Raw genomic sequence first — 16,519 nt, forward strand, 5'->3', positions numbered from 1 at the left:
AACAACCCAAAACATGAGAAAAATTTTACATGCCTTACTGCTCCTCCTGGCCATTGCAGGATACTCGCAGGAAACCCGCACTATTACGGGAATCATTCAGGACGAAGCTGATTTGTCACCAATCCCTGGTGCATCGATCTTCGTTGAGAACAATTCTATCTCGAATAAAACTTCATATGCCGGAATTATCCAAAGTGAAGGGATCGGAACAACGACTGATTTTGATGGAAAATTTACATTAAAAATAGCAAAGAACATTACTTCTTTAAGAATTACTTTCATGGGATACAAATCGTATACTCTTGAATTGGATGCTCAAAAAAACTATACAATTAACTTAAAATCTGAAACTGCAAAACTTCAGGAGGTTGTTGTAACAGGTTACCAAAAAATTGAGAAAAGAAAACTTACTGCTGCCGTTACCAAAATTGATATGGCTGCTATCCAGCAAACAGGGGTTTCGAGTATTGACCAATTATTAGTTGGGCAAATTGCCGGAGTTGCTGTAAGTACTCCATCTGGAGCACCTGGAGCACCTGCAAGAATCAGAATCAGGGGTACTGCTTCTCTTAACGGTACACAAGATCCTTTATGGGTACTTGATGGTTTACCATTAGAGAACAATGATGTTCCTAAAAACTTCGATAAAGATAATATCGATAATCTTACTAATTATTCTATTGCAGGTTTAAACCCTGACGATATTAAAGATATTACCATCTTAAAAGATGCCGCTGCAACTGCAATTTATGGTGCACGTGCTGCAAATGGTGTAATTGTTATTACAACTAAAAAAGGTAAAGCTGGTAAAATGGTAGTAAGTTTTAATACAAATACATTTATTACACAAAGGCCTGATTTTGATAAATTGAACTTAATGAACGCAAGTGAAAAAGTTGATTTAGAACTTAACATGGCAAGCCGTGCAGATTTAACATACAGAGACACCGGTGGTGATATTGCCCGTATCCTTAACGGATCGAATGAATTAGCGGCATACAGAGCCGGTGGATTCTCTTCTTTGAGCCCTGCTACGCAACAATCAATTAATACTTTGAGAGGTAACAACACAAACTGGGGTAACTTATTATACCAAACTGCAATTAATACGCAGCATGGTTTAAGCTTATCTGGTGGTGGAGAAAAATCTGATTACTATTTCTCTTTAGGGTACTATGATGAAAAAGGAACAGCTGTTGGAACAGGTTTCAAACGTTACAACTTAACGTTCAAAAACAACTATGAAATTACAGATAAATTTAAAGTTGGTGTTGGTATTTTTGGTGCAGAAAACAAAACTACTTCTTACTTAACAGATTCATATGCTTTTACAAATCCTGGAAATTACTCAAGAAATGTTAATCCATATTTGACTCCATATAATGAAGACGGAAGTTACAAATATGATCAGGATATTGTAGGATATTCAGATCGTAAAGTACCTTTTAATTTCTTAGAAGAAAGAGCAAATACTTCTCACGAATTAAAAACAAGATCCGTAAAAGCTTTATTAGATGCTGAATACAAAGTTACTAAAGATTTAAAAGTAACTTCTCAGTTAGGTTTGCAATTAGAAAATGCATCTAGTGAAAAATTCGCTGGTAAAGACACCTATTACACTAGAAATCTTAGAGAAAAATCAAGTTATTTTAGTGGTGGAAATCAGCAATATTTCCTTCCGGTTGGTGGTGTTATCCAAAATTCAAATACAGACTTTTTTCAGTACAACCTGAAAACAATGGTGAACTACTCTAAAACATTTGGAGAAAAACACGAAGTTGAAGCAATGGTTGGTAATGAGTTAAGAAAAAACTACAATACTTTTGTTTCAACAAAAGGATTTGGTTTTGACGAGAATAATTTAACTACTGAGCAAATTGTTTTCCCAAATACTAGTTTTGCTAAGGAATCAGATTGGAAAACATACATTAAAACTAAAAATGAAAACGCTTTTGCATCATTCTTTGCAACTGCTTCATATACTTACAATAGAAAATATAGCGTATTTGGAAGTGTTAGATACGATGGTTCAGATTTATTTGGTGTAGATCCTAAATACAAATATTTACCACTTTGGTCAACATCTGCTTCATGGGCTGTTTCTGAAGAAGATTTCTTAAAAGATAACTTAACATTATCTAACTTAAGACTTCGTGCTTCTTACGGTTTACAAGGTAATATTGACAAAAACACTTCTCCTTTTGTAGTAGGTAAAAACGGTACATCAATCATCCTGCCTGGGCAGACAGAACCAACAATTGTTGTTGAAAGTCCACCAAATGATAAATTGCGTTGGGAAAAAACATCAAATATCAACTTAGGTGCTGATATCGGATTATTCAACAACCGTATTAGTATTATAACTGATTTTTACGGAAGAAAAAGTACTGACTTAATTGGTACTAAAGCACTTTCTTTAGAAAATGGTTTTGAGTTCACAAACATGAACTGGGCGCAGGTAAGTAACAAAGGATACGAAATTACTTTGTCTACAAAAAATATTGATCGTCCAAACTTTAAATGGAATACTAGCATTAACTTTTCTCATAACAAAAGTAACATAGACCGTTTACAAGTTAGAGATAACAGCTATTTACCAAATCAGGAAGGTTATGCAGTAAATGCTGTATTTGGATTTAAAACAAACGGAATTGACGAAAATGGATACCCATTATTTGTAAACAAAAAAGGTGAAACTGTAAATACTCAGACTTTCTTTGGCTTATTCGATCCGTATGCTGATTTCTTCCCTGGATTACTGACTCAGTCAAAATTAACTGCAGCTGAATTTAGAGACTTATTTACATACTTAGGAGACAGAGATCCTAAATTTACCGGAGGTATCACAAATACATTCAAAGTAAGTAATTTTGACCTTGCAATCGCTGCTTCATTCAACATCAAACAAACTGTTGTTAGAAATGCTCCTTATAACGGAACTCAGGTTGACAGAGGACAAAACTATAGCAGAGATATTTTAAATGCCTGGTCACCAACAAACACATCTTCTAACTTACCTGGAATCAACGGTCAGGATTCTGGAACAGGAGATTCATATATGGCATACCTATGGTATTCTGGAGGAAATCAAATTCCAACTATGAATTATTTAGATACATGGGTTAGTGAAATGAGTTATATGAGATTAAGCAGTGTACGTTTAGGTTATACATTCCCAAAAGCGTTTACAGATCAGATCAATATTGCAAGTATCAGATTTAACGTTGAGGCAAGAAACTTATTCGTAATTAGTTCTGATTACAAAGGTTACTTTGACCCGGAAACTTTCGGAAACATTTATGCACAACCAGTTCCTAAGTCATTTACTTTAGGATGTAATGTAACTTTCTAATAAAATCAAAGATGAAAAAATTCTCAATATATATATTACTTTTTGTTGCAGCAATTGCAGTAAGCAGCTGTGACGATTATCTGGACATTACACCTGTTGGTCGTGTTATCCCGGAAACATTAGAGCAATATCGTGCAGTTTTAACACAAGGATATGCTACTTACCCAGAACACAAATCATTGACTGCTGTTCGTACAGACGAATTGACAATGAATGAATTCAGTGACGAAATTAACCTTTACAGAGACATTTACATTTGGAAAGATACTAATCCGGATAGTTTTACGGCTACTTTTCAATATCAGGATTTATACACTGTAATTTTTTATACAAACGTTATCATTAACGAAGCATCAAAAAAATTAGCAGAATCTCCGGAAAGAAACCAATTAGTTGGTGAAGCTTATGCTTTGAGAGCAATGGCTTATCTTGATTTGATTAACCTTTTTGGAAAACCTTACAATGTTGCAACCGCTGGTACAGACAAAGGAGTTCCATTGGCATTGGAGATTGATTTAGAGCAGGTTTTTGTTCCTCAAAGTGTTGAAGTAATTTACAATCAAATTATTTCTGATACTAACGAAGCTAAAAACTACATCAATGTTGATTCTCAAACTAAAGGTATGAATTACCGTTTTTCTAAAGCTGCATTATACAGTTTAGAAAGCCGTGTTTACCTTTACCAGCAACAATGGCAAAAATCTTTAGATGCTGCCAATAAAGCTTTAGCAATCAATAGCAACCTTATTGACTTAAAAGCAACTTCTGTTTTTGCTACAAAATTCGATTCAAAAGAATCTATTTTAGCTCTTGAAGACGGATATATTAATGGACTTAAAGGAGCTTCATATGCTTCTCCTGATTTAATTGCTGCTTACAGCAAAACTACTGATTTGCGTTTCCCACTTTACTTTTCAGCAAGCGGAAGCCGTTTCAGAATTCAAAAAGGAGGAAATGATGATCAAAAATGTTCATTCAGAACTTCTGAATTGTTTTTAACAAAAGCTGAAACTCAATTAAAATTGAACAATACAGCTGACGCTAAAACAACAATTTTAGATTTCATCAAAAACAGATATACTGCAGCAGGATACACTCAGCTTGAAATTGATGTTAATGCAATGAATGCAGCAGATTTGACAAACTTCATTTTAGAAGAAAGACACCGTGAGTTTGCTGTTGAAGGACAGCGTTGGTTTGATTTGAGAAGAACTTCTCAAAAACAAATCGTTCACACATTTGACGGTGATGTTTACACTTTGATACAAAACGATCCGCGATATACCATTATTTACCCGGCAAACGCGAGATTAAACAATCCCAATCTATAATACCTATATTGTTTTTTTTAAAAAGGGTTCAGTTGAAAAACTGGGCCCTTTTTTGTTTATAATCGAAATTTGGATAAAAAAAAATTCTACTTTAAGTAATTATTAAGCTTAACTAATATATTTGCAGAATTAAATAATTGCTTCTTCCTGTAGAAGTGTTAGTAACTTTACGTCCAAAAAGAATGAAAATTGCCATTGTTGAAGATGAATATCTTGCTTCAAATTATCTGAAATCTGTTTTAGAGCAGCAAAGCATTATATCCGTTTCTGAAATCACAGTTTTAAAATCGGTTAAAGAAGCTGTAATTTTCTTTACAGAAAATGCTGTTGACCTGGCCTTTATGGACATTCACCTTGGTGATGGAAAAAGTCTTGAGATTTTTGAAAAGGCTACTATCTCCTGCCCTGTTATCTTTGTCACCGCTTATGATTCGTATGCCATATCTGTTTTCAAACACTTTACAATAGATTATCTCCTCAAGCCTTTTGAAGAACAAGAATTATTTGATGCGCTTACAAAGTTCAAAAACATAAAAGATAATTTTAACAGCGACACCACAATACAATCTCTTGTTGCTCTGGAAAATCCTGAAGCCAGCAAAGTACAACGTCACTTTTTGGTTAATCACGGTTACAAACTTATTTCGATAAACGAAAACGACATTACCTATTTTGCAGCTTCCGGCAAGCACCTTTTTATTTATGCAAATTCAGGAAACAGTTACTTATATAATAATACACTTACAGACGTCATTCACAATCTGGATCCGATACTATTCTTTAAGGTAAACAGACAATATATTGTCAGCCGGAATATCATAAAGGAAGTCATCAAACATTCAGCCCAAAAAATTGAGCTAAAACTGACAGTTCCCGCTGTAGAAACAGATCCGATTATTATTAGTAAAAAAGAAATAAATAACTTTAAAAACTGGCTCAATCAGTAAAAGCTTTCTGTTTTTACATTGTCTTATAAATTCAATAATTTCAGTTTTATCTTCTAAAATTGAAATTCCAAATGCTAAAAAAGTTCTTAAAAAAGTTAAATTAGCGTTATAGGAATCATAAAATTGCTCCTCATTACCAGTAAAATAGCTTTTCTCCATTTTTGATTTTTTATATTTGAGAATATAATCAAATGTAAAAGAGTATGCCACAAATTAGATTTTATCCAAACGAAGAATTTAAAGAACTAGAAATAAACGCTTCATTGCAGCTTAGATATGCCATTTCAAACAAAGGCCGTTTAGTAAGTTTTACAGACGAAATAGAAAATGGCCGCCTCTTAAAAGGAGGTTTGAGCGATGGTTACCCAACCTTCAGGTTTAAAATAAAAAAAGATGACAAAATTGTCAATAAATATCTGTTTTTATACAAATTAGTTGCCCAGTATTTTATTCCAAAAAAGTCAGAAGATCAGACCTATGTACTTCATCTGGATTACAACAGAAGTAATGATGATGTCAATAATCTGAGATGGGCTACAAAAGCCGAAATGATGGCACATAGCCGCAAAAGCCCGCGTGTGATCCAGGCCAAAAAGAATCTCGTAGAGCACAACCTAAAAGCCGACGGAAGAAAACTCACCACTACAAAAGTAATGCTGATTAAGAAAATCCTTTCACGACCAGAACAAAAAACCCGTCTTAAAATGATTGCAAAACAATTTGGCGTAAGCGAAATGCAGATCAGAAGAATTGCCAGCGGAGAAAACTGGGGACATATTCAGGTATAACTTCTATTCCGGTTTCAAATTATTTTGCCACGAATTACATGAATCTACACGAATTTTAATTTGTGGCAAATTATGTGATTCGTGGCAAAAATTTTTACAATTAGGAACCTCAAACCTGAAACTTGAAACAAAACAAACCAAGAATTAAAATAAATCCTTAAATTCGCAATCACAAATAACAATGCCATTGAAAATGAGTTTCGGATTTATAAACTTCATTTTCGGTAGTAAATACTAAAAGCAAAAAAAATGAAATACGACGTTATTGTTTTAGGAAGTGGTCCTGGCGGATATGTTACAGCAATTAGAGCTTCACAATTAGGTTTTAAAGTAGCTGTTGTTGAAAAAGAAAACTTAGGGGGTGTATGTTTAAACTGGGGATGTATCCCAACAAAAGCATTACTAAAATCAGCTCAGGTTTTTGATTATTTGAAACACGCTTCTGACTACGGATTAAAAGTTTCTGAATTTGATAAAGATTTCCCGGCAGTTGTACAACGCAGCCGTAATGTTGCAGAAGGAATGAGCAAAGGTGTTCAGTTCCTTATGAAAAAAAACAAAATTGACGTTATTGAAGGTTTTGGAAAACTTAAACCAGGAAAAAAACTTGACGTTACAGACAAAGACAATAAAGTTACCGAATATAGTGCAGATCACATTATCATTGCTACAGGAGCACGTTCACGTGAGTTACCAAACTTACCTCAGGATGGTGTAAAAGTAATTGGTTACCGTCAGGCAATGACATTACCAACACAACCAAAATCTATGATTATTGTAGGTTCAGGTGCAATTGGTGTTGAATTTGCACATTTCTACAACTCAATGGGAACTGAGGTTACTATTGTAGAGTTTATGCCAAACGTTGTACCGGTAGAAGACGAAGATATCTCAAAACAATTTGAAAAATCTCTGAAAAAAGCAGGTATCAAAGTAATGACCAGCTCTTCTGTAGAATCTTTGGATACTTCAGGAGCAGGAGTAAAAGCAACTGTAAAAACTGCTAAAGGAGAAGAAATCCTTGAAGCTGACATTGTACTTTCTGCAGTTGGTATCAAAACAAACATCGAAAATATCGGATTAGAAGAAGTAGGTATTGCTGTAGACCGTGATAAAATTCTGGTAAACGCTTATAACCAAACTAATATTCCGGGATACTATGCAATTGGAGACATTACTCCGGGGCAAGCTTTAGCTCACGTAGCTTCTGCTGAAGGAATAAACTGTGTTGAAAAAATTAAAGGTTTACACGTAGATCCAATCGATTACGGAAACGTTCCTGGTTGTACTTACGCAACTCCTGAAATTGCTTCTGTTGGTTTAACAGAAAAACAGGCAAGAGAAAAAGGTTACGATTTAAAAATCGGTAAATTCCCATTCTCAGCTTCAGGAAAAGCAAAAGCTGCCGGAAATGCAGACGGATTTGTAAAAGTAATCTTCGATGCTAAATACGGAGAATGGTTAGGATGCCACATGATTGGTGCAGGAGTTACCGATATGATTGCTGAAGCAGTTGTAGCACGTAAACTTGAAACTACAGGTCATGAAATCTTAAAATCTATACACCCTCACCCAACCATGAGCGAGGCTGTTATGGAAGCTGTTGCTGATGCTTACGGCGAAGTAATTCACTTGTAAAAATAAAATAAAAGGAGACGCACTGCTGTGCGTCTACAGTTATATATAATTTTCAATTAAAAAAATCCGGTTTGTTTATAACGAACCGGATTTTTTGTTTCTATCACAAAACCAGAAATTTATATTCATCCTGATTTAATATAAAATTGACTTAAAGAAGTTTCGTTATTCTTCAATAATACTTATTTTTATTTTTCAATGATCTTTTTATCAAACTATCTTATATAAAAATAGAACTGCTGTTGCTGGCTTTATTTTTTTCAGGAGAAATTAAAAACTAAATAAAATAATGGAACAAACACCAATATTCTTTGCTGATGGAGAAAATCCAAAGATGATAGAAGCTTTTCAAAAAGCACAAGAAACCTTTAAATTTTTTTGGAGAGAATTATCATGGGAATACCGTCGAATAATTCCGGCACTTGACGTTGCCTGCGTAAAACTTGCTTTTACTCAGGAAATAGAAGATGAAACCGTGGTTGAACACATGTGGATTAACGAAATACACTTTGATGGCGAATACATATACGGCACTTTAGTAAATGATCCTGGTCAATTAACCGATGTAAATAACGGAGATGAAGTCAAAATTCCCATCAGTCAGATTAGCGACTGGTTATTTGCAAACCAGGGAAAAACCTACGGAGGTTTCACAATACAGGCTATGAGGTCAGAAATGGGCGAAGACGAAAGAGAAGCGCACGATGAAGCATGGGGAATGGATTTTGGTGATTACAATGATATTCTGGTGGCTTTTGAACAAAAAGAAAAACCCGAAAACCTAATCGAGCATCCTATGAGTAAAAACATGAAAGAAAGCCTGATTGACTTTTTAAAAAATAATCCCGGGGAAATTAACAGTAAAGATGAATCGGGCTATACTTTTTTACATCGTGAAGCAATTGCAGGAAATAGTACCTCTGTACAAATTTTAATAGAATCGGGTGCCGATATAAATGCCAAAACCGTTGACGGAAAAACAGCCTTAGATTTTGCAAAACAGCTAAAATGGGAACATTTACTCCCGCTCTTATAAAATTCAACCTTAAAAATCCGGTTTGTGAAAGCAAGTCGGATTTTTTTTATTAAATAAATTCTCTAAGCAAACATTAACTTTTTGGTATCAGATTACAGCATGATTTCTAATAATAAAGTGCTAATTTTGCAGCTCCCAAAAACCAAATCTACTTATGAAAAAAATATTTTTCATTTTTGCCATTGCCCTGTTTGCGCCTAATAGTTTTTTTGCCCAAACCAAAACCGAAGCAAAAAACATCTTTGCCAACTCTTACGACAACGTAAATGATTTTGAAAAAATCCTGAATCCAAATCAGGTAAAAACCTTAAACGGAACTTTAAAATCATTTGAAACCAAAACAGGAAAAAAAATTATTGTCGTAACTATATCTTCTACTCCTTCGTACAGGGATTTATCAAATTATTCTGAAGACCTGCACCGATATTTAAATATTGGTTTAAAAATAGAGCCTTCCATTTTATTTGTCATAAGTAAAGATTTAAGGCAGATACAAATTCTTGGAGACAATAAAATAAGTGATAAATTAAGCAATCAGGAAATAGAAAATATTGTAAACACCTTTGTCGTTCCTGAATTAAAAAAAGGCGATTATTATAAAGGCCTGGAAACAGGAACAGCCCAGATCATAAAAAAACTGGAATAGAAATAAGACAAAATCCGATTTGTGAAAACAAGCCGGATTTTTTTATTTCACACCAGGCAATTCCCTCCCAGCCTCATCCAAAATTAAACAATTGCCCTTTTAAATTGTTAAAACCCAAAATACCAATCATAGTTGACACAGCAAAAAATCGTGTCACAAACTGACAATTCCAACGATTTAAAATCGAGGTATTTTTTAACATTTTCAATCAAAATCAGTCAAATGTTAATTTTTTAAATATTTCATTTTAACACGAAACATTTCTATTACGTTTGTAGTATAAACTATAAAACCTATGACTGAAATTACTTCTTACTGGTGGATCATACTGATTGTATTTTCCATCTTATTTTACAAATTTGTACTTCGTGTTTTCTTCGGAATGGTAATCGTTCCCGAAGACAAAATTGGTCTTGTGACCAAAAAATTCGTTTTGTTTGGTGCCGATAAATCACTACCGGATGGCAGAATTATCGCTACAAAAGGTGAAGCCGGTTATCAGGCGCAAACTCTTGCTCCGGGATTATACTGGGGAATGTGGATCTGGCAGTATACTGTTGACATGACCAGTTTTACGCTTATTCCGGAAGGCAAAATCGGACTAGTCCTGAGTAAAGACGGAAAAGAAATTCCTACCGGACGAATCCTTGCGAGAAAAGTTGACAGTGACAACTTTCAGGACGCAACCGCTTTCTTAAACAATGGAGGTCAGAAAGGTCGTCAGACTGCCTTTATCACAACAGGTTCCTATCGTATAAATACCTTCCTGTTTGAAATTATAATTGCAGACCAGATTAAGATTTACGAAAACATGATTGGTATTGTTACCGCTCTTGATGGTGAACCAATTCCGCAGGGTCAGATTGCCGGAAAATTTGTTGAAGGACATAATAACTTTCAGGATTTTGATAAATTTCTGGACAAAGGCGGAAACCGTGGTCTTCAGCCTCAGGTTATGCTTGCCGGTTCTTATTACATCAATACATGGGGAATCCTTATTGAACAAAATCCAATGACAGATGTGCCAATTGGTTACGTGGGTGTTGTCATTTCATATATTGGTGAAGACGGACAAGACGTTACCGGAGATACATTTAAACACGGAAATATCGTTTCAAAAGGACAACGCGGTGTTTGGATGGAACCTTTCGGTCCCGGAAAATATGCATTAAACAAATATACAACCAAACTGGAAGCCGTTCCGACAACAAACCTAGTTCTGAACTGGGCAAATGCCAGAAGCGAATCGCACGATTTAGATAAAAATCTGTCTACAATTACCGTTCGTTCTAAAGATGGTTTCCCGTTTAATCTGGATGTTGCGCAAATTATTCACGTCCCTGCTAATGAAGCACCAAAAGTAATTGCGCGTTTCGGAAGCATGAACAATCTTGTTTCTCAGGTTCTGGAGCCAACTATTGGTAACTATTTCAGAAACTCAGCTCAGGACAGCGATGTAATTTCGTTCTTATCAACCAGAAAAGAGCGTCAGGAATCAGCTAAAAACCATATCAAACTGGTTTTGGATGAATATAACGTAAATGCTGTAGATACCCTGATTGGAGATATCGTTCCGCCGGATTCATTAATGAAAACTCTGACAGACCGAAAACTGGCCGAAGAAGAGCAAAAAACATATCAAACCCAAAGAATGGCGCAGGAACAGCGTCAGGGAATGGAAAAAGAAACCGCCATTGCCGATATGCAGAAAGAAATTGTTCGCGCTTCACAAAGTGTTGAAATCGCACAACGTACTGCAGATGCAACCGTTAAAAAAGCAGAAGGTGATGCCACCAGTTTAAAACTAAACGTAAATGCAGAAGCGGAAGCTACAAAAATGCGTGCAAATGCAGAAGCAGAAGCTACAAAAGCAAGAGCGGGGGCGCAGGCAGAAGCTACAAAACTTACTGCAAGTGCCGAAGCCGAAAGAATCTCTAAAACAGGTTTGGCAGAAGCTGAAAAAATCATGGCAATTGGTAAATCAACTGCCGAGGCTTATCAATTACAAGTTACTGCGATGGGTGGTGATAATTTCACCAAATACAAAGTAACCGAAGAAATCGGTAAAGGAAACATCAAAGTAATTCCTGATGTATTAATTACCGGAAATGGTGGTTCTGATGGTTCTATCAGTGGACTTTTAGGATTAAAACTAATGGAAATGATGGATACTGATAAAAATGTAAAAGGTCCTAAAAAATAATTTATTACCATTTTTATTTTAAATCCGGTTTGTGAAAACAAGCCGGATTTTTTATTTTAAAATGTAAACAACTATATTTACTCTGCAAATAGTACTTATAAAAATCACATAATGAATCAAATATTCGACATAGAAACCTTAGATAAACTGGAAGAATATCTCAGCAAACAAGATCAGAAATCATTAAGGGAAAAACTGTTTTCTGATCTTTTAATTTATGTAGATTATAAAAATGTAAGTGAATGGAATAAAGCAGTAAAAATCTGTGAAAGCCTAACCATAATCGGATGGGGCGAACATGAACCTTTGCAGGCTGTAAAAGGAATCTTTTTTAACGGAAATCCAACCACTCTATTTGTGAATAAGTTTCGCAAACCCTTTTTTGTTGATGCCATATGGTCAAAAAGAAAAAACGGATATACAATGGAACCGGGAAGAACAACCTACTATCAAAGTCCGTTATTTCCGAGCAAAAACACAATCCTTCATGATTATCCCGTTACAGAAGACATACAGGATTTGACTTTAAACAACCAAAGAAACTGGATACCACGAAACCCAATCTTAATTACAAGATCAATAAGCAACTGTTACGAAAGTTCAAAATCAGTTATTGAAAGCATCGAAAAAGAACTTCAGCCGGAGCTGGATACAAAAATGAAACCGGAAAAATACGGGACAATTGTTAATCGCATGATTTTTAATTGTTCTTATAGTTTTGATGATTTTGGATGCAAAACAAATTACATTATTGCTGACGAAAAACAAAACTTAAAATCAAAAGATTTTTATCCGGAACTCCTTAAAATGTATTCCAAAAAAGAAATTGAATCAAATGGCTATTTTTTAAGAAACAGATATGAATACGGTCCTTTTAAATTGGATACCGGAGTAATTAAAATAACTATTCATTTTGAAAAAGAATTGGCAGATCTGGATTTTATCAGTCAAAAAGAAAAAATCAGCGAACATATTTCAGAATCACTAAATACTGTTATTGACAAACTAAAAAAGAAAAAATTTAAATATGATTTTGATAGTATGCAACAGGATTTTACAGAAATCCTGTCAAAATGGAAATCGTATCCTGAAAGCAAAAACTAATTTATTTACTTCTCAGGAAAAACAACGTTTCCTCATACAATTGTTTTCGGCTGGTTTCTAAATGGGCAACATGCGTGCCCGTATCAAGAATTACATATTTTTTCGATTTTACATTTTTTAGTGATTTCAATAATGTTTTGGCATCTGTATCATTAGGATATTGATCCCGGCTGCCTCTTATTATCAATGTTGGCGTTTTTATCTTTTCGGGATTATAATAAGGTTTGTTGTGCAATAAATCCTCAACATCCTGATTTGGCCCGTAAGGGAAACGGACATTTCCATTTTCTTTTTTAAACAACGGATCACTCTCTTCCCAAATTTTACCCCAATTTGTAAAAATCTCTTTTTCTAACTCGCATGATTTACCTTCAGGAGTAAGCATTTTCATGGCATCGATTCTCTGTCCGGATGTCATTTCCACAAAAGAGCCTTCCATTTCTTCCCGTTTTGATTTTTCATTTCTAACGGTTATTGTGGCAAACAAAACCAGCTTTTTTATTTTCTCAGGAAATTTTGAAGCATAAGCGGCTGCCACACTTCCTCCCCAGGAATGACCAATTAGATATACTTTATTTTTGCCTGTTTTTTCCATAATTAAATTTACGGCTTTGTCAACATCCAAAACCACTTCTTCTGCCCTGCCCGTTAGTCTGCCGTTTGTAATATTATTTTCCATTTCCGGATATCGGTCTGAATTTCCGTAACCTAAAAAATCCAATGAAAAAACATCAAATCCATTTTCTGATAAGTTTGACATCCAGGATGAATTATCCATTTTAAAACCAAAAGAAAGCGCCGTCGGAAATGAAGAACCATGAAGAAAAAGAACAGGATAATCAGCAGACTTTTTTATGGCTTGCTTATAATGTATTGCAATATTTAAATTGTCAATATGACTTTGGGTTTTTATAACTTCCATATCATTTATTGTATTTGCTGTAATTTTAGCATTCTGTGAATTTGTCTGGAAAAATGTCAGGAAAAAAGCTGCCATTAGAATTTTGTATTTTTTCATGCGTTTCTAAATTTTTGCCAAAAATAAAAACATACTATTCCCGACACTTCAGTTGACACTTAACTGTAATTGCAAAACTTCCTGAAAATTTACAATTACATAAATACAAGATTTATTTTTTGAACCAAAAAACGCTATATTGTAGTTTGTTTTACCCATAAATAAAAACAGATGACAGTAGAAGAATATAAAAAACAATTTTCAGAAGATGATGCCGTTGGCTGGTTATCGATCGATACCGAATTTGAACGCCTTTATCCAGATCAGGAACCCAAACATTTTGCCCCAGCCATCAGTTATATGCTCGGAGGAGAACATCCGCTTGACGGGGTAAGCATTTATGACAGTACAAAACAGGAAGAACATTTTCATTTTATAACTTATGGTTTTTCTGAATTGTATTATGATGAAGAAAAAGTAAACGGAGAATTTAGCAAATGGGGATTTGAACTTACTTTCAGGTTAAAACCTTTTGAAGAAGATAACGGAAATCCCGCTTGGGCAATTGCTCTTTTACAAAACATTGCCAAATATGTTTTCAGCAGCGGAAACTGGTTTGAAGAATTTCATTACATGCCCGCAAACGGGCCAATCCGCCTGGATACAGAAACTGAAATTACCGCTTTGGTTTTGGTAGCAGATCCTGAAATCGAAAAAAAACAAACGCCTCATGGTGAAGTTTCATTTCTACAGATAGTCGGAATAACTTCTGCTGAATTTGAGGATATTAAAGAAGGCCGCAAATCGGTTGAAGAAATTGTAACTAAATTAAAAGAAAACAATCCTTTACTGATTACCGACCTTAACAGAAAATAAAAACTATTTGTAATTATCTTATCTTTAGCAAATTAAATTCAAAATAGTATGAACAAGGATATTGAAACCTATAATAATTTGCAGTCAGATACAGATAAAGAAATCTGCAGTCAGCTTTATAATTTTATAAATGAAAACCTGTCTGAAGCAGAAAGTAAAATCTGGCATGCGCACCCGGTTTGGTTTTTAGACGGAAATCCGATTGTTGGATACAGCAAATTGAAAAAAGATGTGCGATTACTGTTTTGGAGCGGTCAGTCTTTTGACGAAGAAAAACTTCTGAACGAAGGATCATTTAAGGCTGCAGAAATGCATTATACAGCCGCAGAGCAAATTAATAAAGACGATTTAAAAAGATGGCTCGAAAAAGCAAAAGACATTCAGTGGGATTATAAAAATCTTGTTAAACGAAAAGGAATTTTAATCCGGCTCAAATAATTATTACTATACTTTTTGTAGATATTCTAAACCGTTTGTTGGCTATAACAATCGGTTTTTTTATTTCCTATACCCATTATTTATTTTTTGTTTTACCAAATAAAAACCGGAACCGATAAAATAAAAATTTAATGTTTTCTTATTATCAAATTTATCGTAATCTTGTATTTAATACTAAAAAAGCTATATTTTTGATTGGATAACCGATTAAAATCAAATTGTTGCATAAAGCTAAAAATACATAACCATGACCTTACCTTTTATAGAAATAATAGAATCAGTAACTCCCGATCCAAATTTACTGATGTGGAAGTTTGCTGATGAAGACAAAGAAATAAAAAACGGTGCAAAACTGACAGTCCGCGAAAGCCAGCATGTAATGCTTTTGAATGAAGGACAGCTTGCAGATATTTATGCACCCGGGCTTCATACATTATCAACACAAAATATTCCAATCCTAAGTAGTCTCAAAGGCTGGAAATATGGATTTGAAAGCCCGTTTAAGGCTGATGTTTATTTTTTTAATACCCATCAGTTTATTAACAACAAATGGGGAACTCCGGCACCGATATTAATGAAGGATCCGGAATTTGGACAAATAAGAATTCGTGCTTTCGGAAGTTTTGATATCAGAATTACAGATCCCGCAGCCTTTTTTAAAGAATATGCCGGTACCTACCAGCAATTGACCATTTTTGAATTACAACAACAGCTAAGAGATTTTATTGCTCCGAAATTCGGAGAAATCCTTGCAAATGAACACATTCCTGTAACAGAAGTGGCCGGAAGTATTTCTGAGTTAAGCAAAAAAATTGAGCCTTTATTAAAACCTTATTTCCTGCAGTTAGGAATTGAACTGACCCAGTTTATCATTACCAGCGTTACCCTTCCCGAAGAAGTTTTGGCACATTATGACAAAATCACCGGTATGAATATGGTTACTGATATGGATAAGTTTACCAGATTTAATACCGCAAATGCCATTTCAGAGAAAGGAACTGCGGCACATGATGCTACCCAAAATGCTCTGGGTCTGGGAATTATAATGAACCAAATGCAACAAAATAATACTCAGGCAAAAGAAGAAGTCAAAGACGATCTTACCCTAAAATTACAAAAATTAAAATCCCTTTTTGATGCCGGACTGATTGATGAAGATGAATTTAAAACAAAGAAATCAGAAATTTTAAGTCAGTTGTAAA

The 16,519-nt window shown here is 34.5% G+C and carries 13 protein-coding genes; 12 read left to right on the plus strand and 1 reads right to left on the minus strand.

The features are described from left to right. The first annotated feature begins 13 nt into the window (after positions 1 to 13). The 9 genes from DCO46_RS01115 (at position 14) to DCO46_RS01155 (ending at position 13,045) form a co-directional block, all read left to right on the plus strand. Positions 14 to 3,352, plus strand: a complete 3,339-nt coding sequence (locus DCO46_RS01115; protein ID WP_116750754.1) for a SusC/RagA family TonB-linked outer membrane protein — start codon at positions 14 to 16, stop codon at positions 3,350 to 3,352. Between the two features lie 11 nt (positions 3,353 to 3,363). Next, a complete protein-coding gene (locus DCO46_RS01120) occupies positions 3,364 to 4,683 on the plus strand; it encodes a RagB/SusD family nutrient uptake outer membrane protein (protein ID WP_116750755.1) in 1,320 nt (439 codons plus the stop codon). A gap of 182 nt (positions 4,684 to 4,865) precedes the next feature. After that, on the plus strand, positions 4,866 to 5,630 hold the full coding sequence (locus tag DCO46_RS01125) for a LytR/AlgR family response regulator transcription factor (RefSeq protein ID WP_116750822.1): 765 nt from the start codon (positions 4,866 to 4,868) through the stop codon (positions 5,628 to 5,630). A gap of 203 nt (positions 5,631 to 5,833) precedes the next feature. Then, the gene (locus DCO46_RS01130; protein WP_116750756.1) at positions 5,834 to 6,418 is read left to right on the plus strand and encodes an NUMOD4 domain-containing protein; all 585 of its coding nucleotides are present in this window, start codon (positions 5,834 to 5,836) and stop codon (positions 6,416 to 6,418) included. Between the two features lie 249 nt (positions 6,419 to 6,667). Then, a complete protein-coding gene (gene lpdA / locus DCO46_RS01135) occupies positions 6,668 to 8,056 on the plus strand; it encodes a dihydrolipoyl dehydrogenase (protein ID WP_116750757.1) in 1,389 nt (462 codons plus the stop codon). A 289-nt stretch (positions 8,057 to 8,345) separates the two neighbouring features. Beyond that, positions 8,346 to 9,092: a DUF2314 domain-containing protein gene (locus DCO46_RS01140; protein ID WP_116750758.1), complete on the plus strand. Its 747-nt coding sequence runs from the start codon at positions 8,346 to 8,348 to the stop codon at positions 9,090 to 9,092. 154 nt (positions 9,093 to 9,246) lie between these two features. Further along, positions 9,247 to 9,738: a TPM domain-containing protein gene (locus tag DCO46_RS01145; RefSeq protein WP_116750759.1), complete on the plus strand. Its 492-nt coding sequence runs from the start codon at positions 9,247 to 9,249 to the stop codon at positions 9,736 to 9,738. Positions 9,739 to 10,033: 295 nt separating this feature from the next. After that, on the plus strand, positions 10,034 to 11,941 hold the full coding sequence (locus tag DCO46_RS01150; RefSeq protein WP_116750760.1) for an SPFH domain-containing protein: 1,908 nt from the start codon (positions 10,034 to 10,036) through the stop codon (positions 11,939 to 11,941). A gap of 111 nt (positions 11,942 to 12,052) precedes the next feature. Further along, positions 12,053 to 13,045, plus strand: a complete 993-nt coding sequence (locus tag DCO46_RS01155; RefSeq protein ID WP_116750761.1) for a hypothetical protein — start codon at positions 12,053 to 12,055, stop codon at positions 13,043 to 13,045. A 1-nt stretch (position 13,046) separates the two neighbouring features. Here the strand turns inward: DCO46_RS01155 and DCO46_RS01160 are convergent, their stop codons facing one another. Then, positions 13,047 to 14,063 carry an alpha/beta hydrolase gene (locus tag DCO46_RS01160; protein WP_116750762.1) on the minus strand — a complete coding sequence of 339 codons (1,017 nt, stop codon included), beginning with the start codon at positions 14,061 to 14,063 and terminating at the stop codon, positions 13,047 to 13,049. Between the two features lie 171 nt (positions 14,064 to 14,234). Here DCO46_RS01160 and DCO46_RS01165 point away from each other — a divergent pair, with 171 nt between their 5' ends. The 3 genes from DCO46_RS01165 (at position 14,235) to DCO46_RS01175 (ending at position 16,518) form a co-directional block, all read left to right on the plus strand. After that, positions 14,235 to 14,879 carry a suppressor of fused domain protein gene (locus tag DCO46_RS01165; RefSeq protein WP_116750763.1) on the plus strand — a complete coding sequence of 215 codons (645 nt, stop codon included), beginning with the start codon at positions 14,235 to 14,237 and terminating at the stop codon, positions 14,877 to 14,879. Between the two features lie 48 nt (positions 14,880 to 14,927). After that, complete coding sequence (locus tag DCO46_RS01170) at positions 14,928 to 15,317, plus strand: DUF1801 domain-containing protein (protein WP_116750764.1); 390 nt, start codon at positions 14,928 to 14,930, stop codon at positions 15,315 to 15,317. Between the two features lie 247 nt (positions 15,318 to 15,564). Then, positions 15,565 to 16,518, plus strand: a complete 954-nt coding sequence (locus DCO46_RS01175; protein WP_116750765.1) for an SPFH domain-containing protein — start codon at positions 15,565 to 15,567, stop codon at positions 16,516 to 16,518. Position 16,519: the final 1 nt, after the last annotated feature.

The organism is Flavobacterium sp. HTF (assembly GCF_003105115.1).
Classification (GTDB): domain Bacteria; phylum Bacteroidota; class Bacteroidia; order Flavobacteriales; family Flavobacteriaceae; genus Flavobacterium.

Bases quoted from the DNA above. Each gene is read 5' to 3' on its own strand.
- DCO46_RS01115 (WP_116750754.1), top strand. From the start codon at position 14: ATGAGAAAAATTTTACATGCCTTACTGCTCCTCCTGGCCATTGCAGGA.
- DCO46_RS01120 (WP_116750755.1), top strand. From the start codon at position 3,364: ATGAAAAAATTCTCAATATATATATTACTTTTTGTTGCAGCAATTGCA.
- DCO46_RS01125 (WP_116750822.1), top strand. From the start codon at position 4,866: ATGAAAATTGCCATTGTTGAAGATGAATATCTTGCTTCAAATTATCTG.
- DCO46_RS01130 (WP_116750756.1), top strand. From the start codon at position 5,834: ATGCCACAAATTAGATTTTATCCAAACGAAGAATTTAAAGAACTAGAA.
- lpdA (WP_116750757.1), top strand. From the start codon at position 6,668: ATGAAATACGACGTTATTGTTTTAGGAAGTGGTCCTGGCGGATATGTT.
- DCO46_RS01140 (WP_116750758.1), top strand. From the start codon at position 8,346: ATGGAACAAACACCAATATTCTTTGCTGATGGAGAAAATCCAAAGATG.
- DCO46_RS01145 (WP_116750759.1), top strand. From the start codon at position 9,247: ATGAAAAAAATATTTTTCATTTTTGCCATTGCCCTGTTTGCGCCTAAT.
- DCO46_RS01150 (WP_116750760.1), top strand. From the start codon at position 10,034: ATGACTGAAATTACTTCTTACTGGTGGATCATACTGATTGTATTTTCC.
- DCO46_RS01155 (WP_116750761.1), top strand. From the start codon at position 12,053: ATGAATCAAATATTCGACATAGAAACCTTAGATAAACTGGAAGAATAT.
- DCO46_RS01160 (WP_116750762.1), bottom strand. From the start codon at position 14,063: ATGAAAAAATACAAAATTCTAATGGCAGCTTTTTTCCTGACATTTTTC.
- DCO46_RS01165 (WP_116750763.1), top strand. From the start codon at position 14,235: ATGACAGTAGAAGAATATAAAAAACAATTTTCAGAAGATGATGCCGTT.
- DCO46_RS01170 (WP_116750764.1), top strand. From the start codon at position 14,928: ATGAACAAGGATATTGAAACCTATAATAATTTGCAGTCAGATACAGAT.
- DCO46_RS01175 (WP_116750765.1), top strand. From the start codon at position 15,565: ATGACCTTACCTTTTATAGAAATAATAGAATCAGTAACTCCCGATCCA.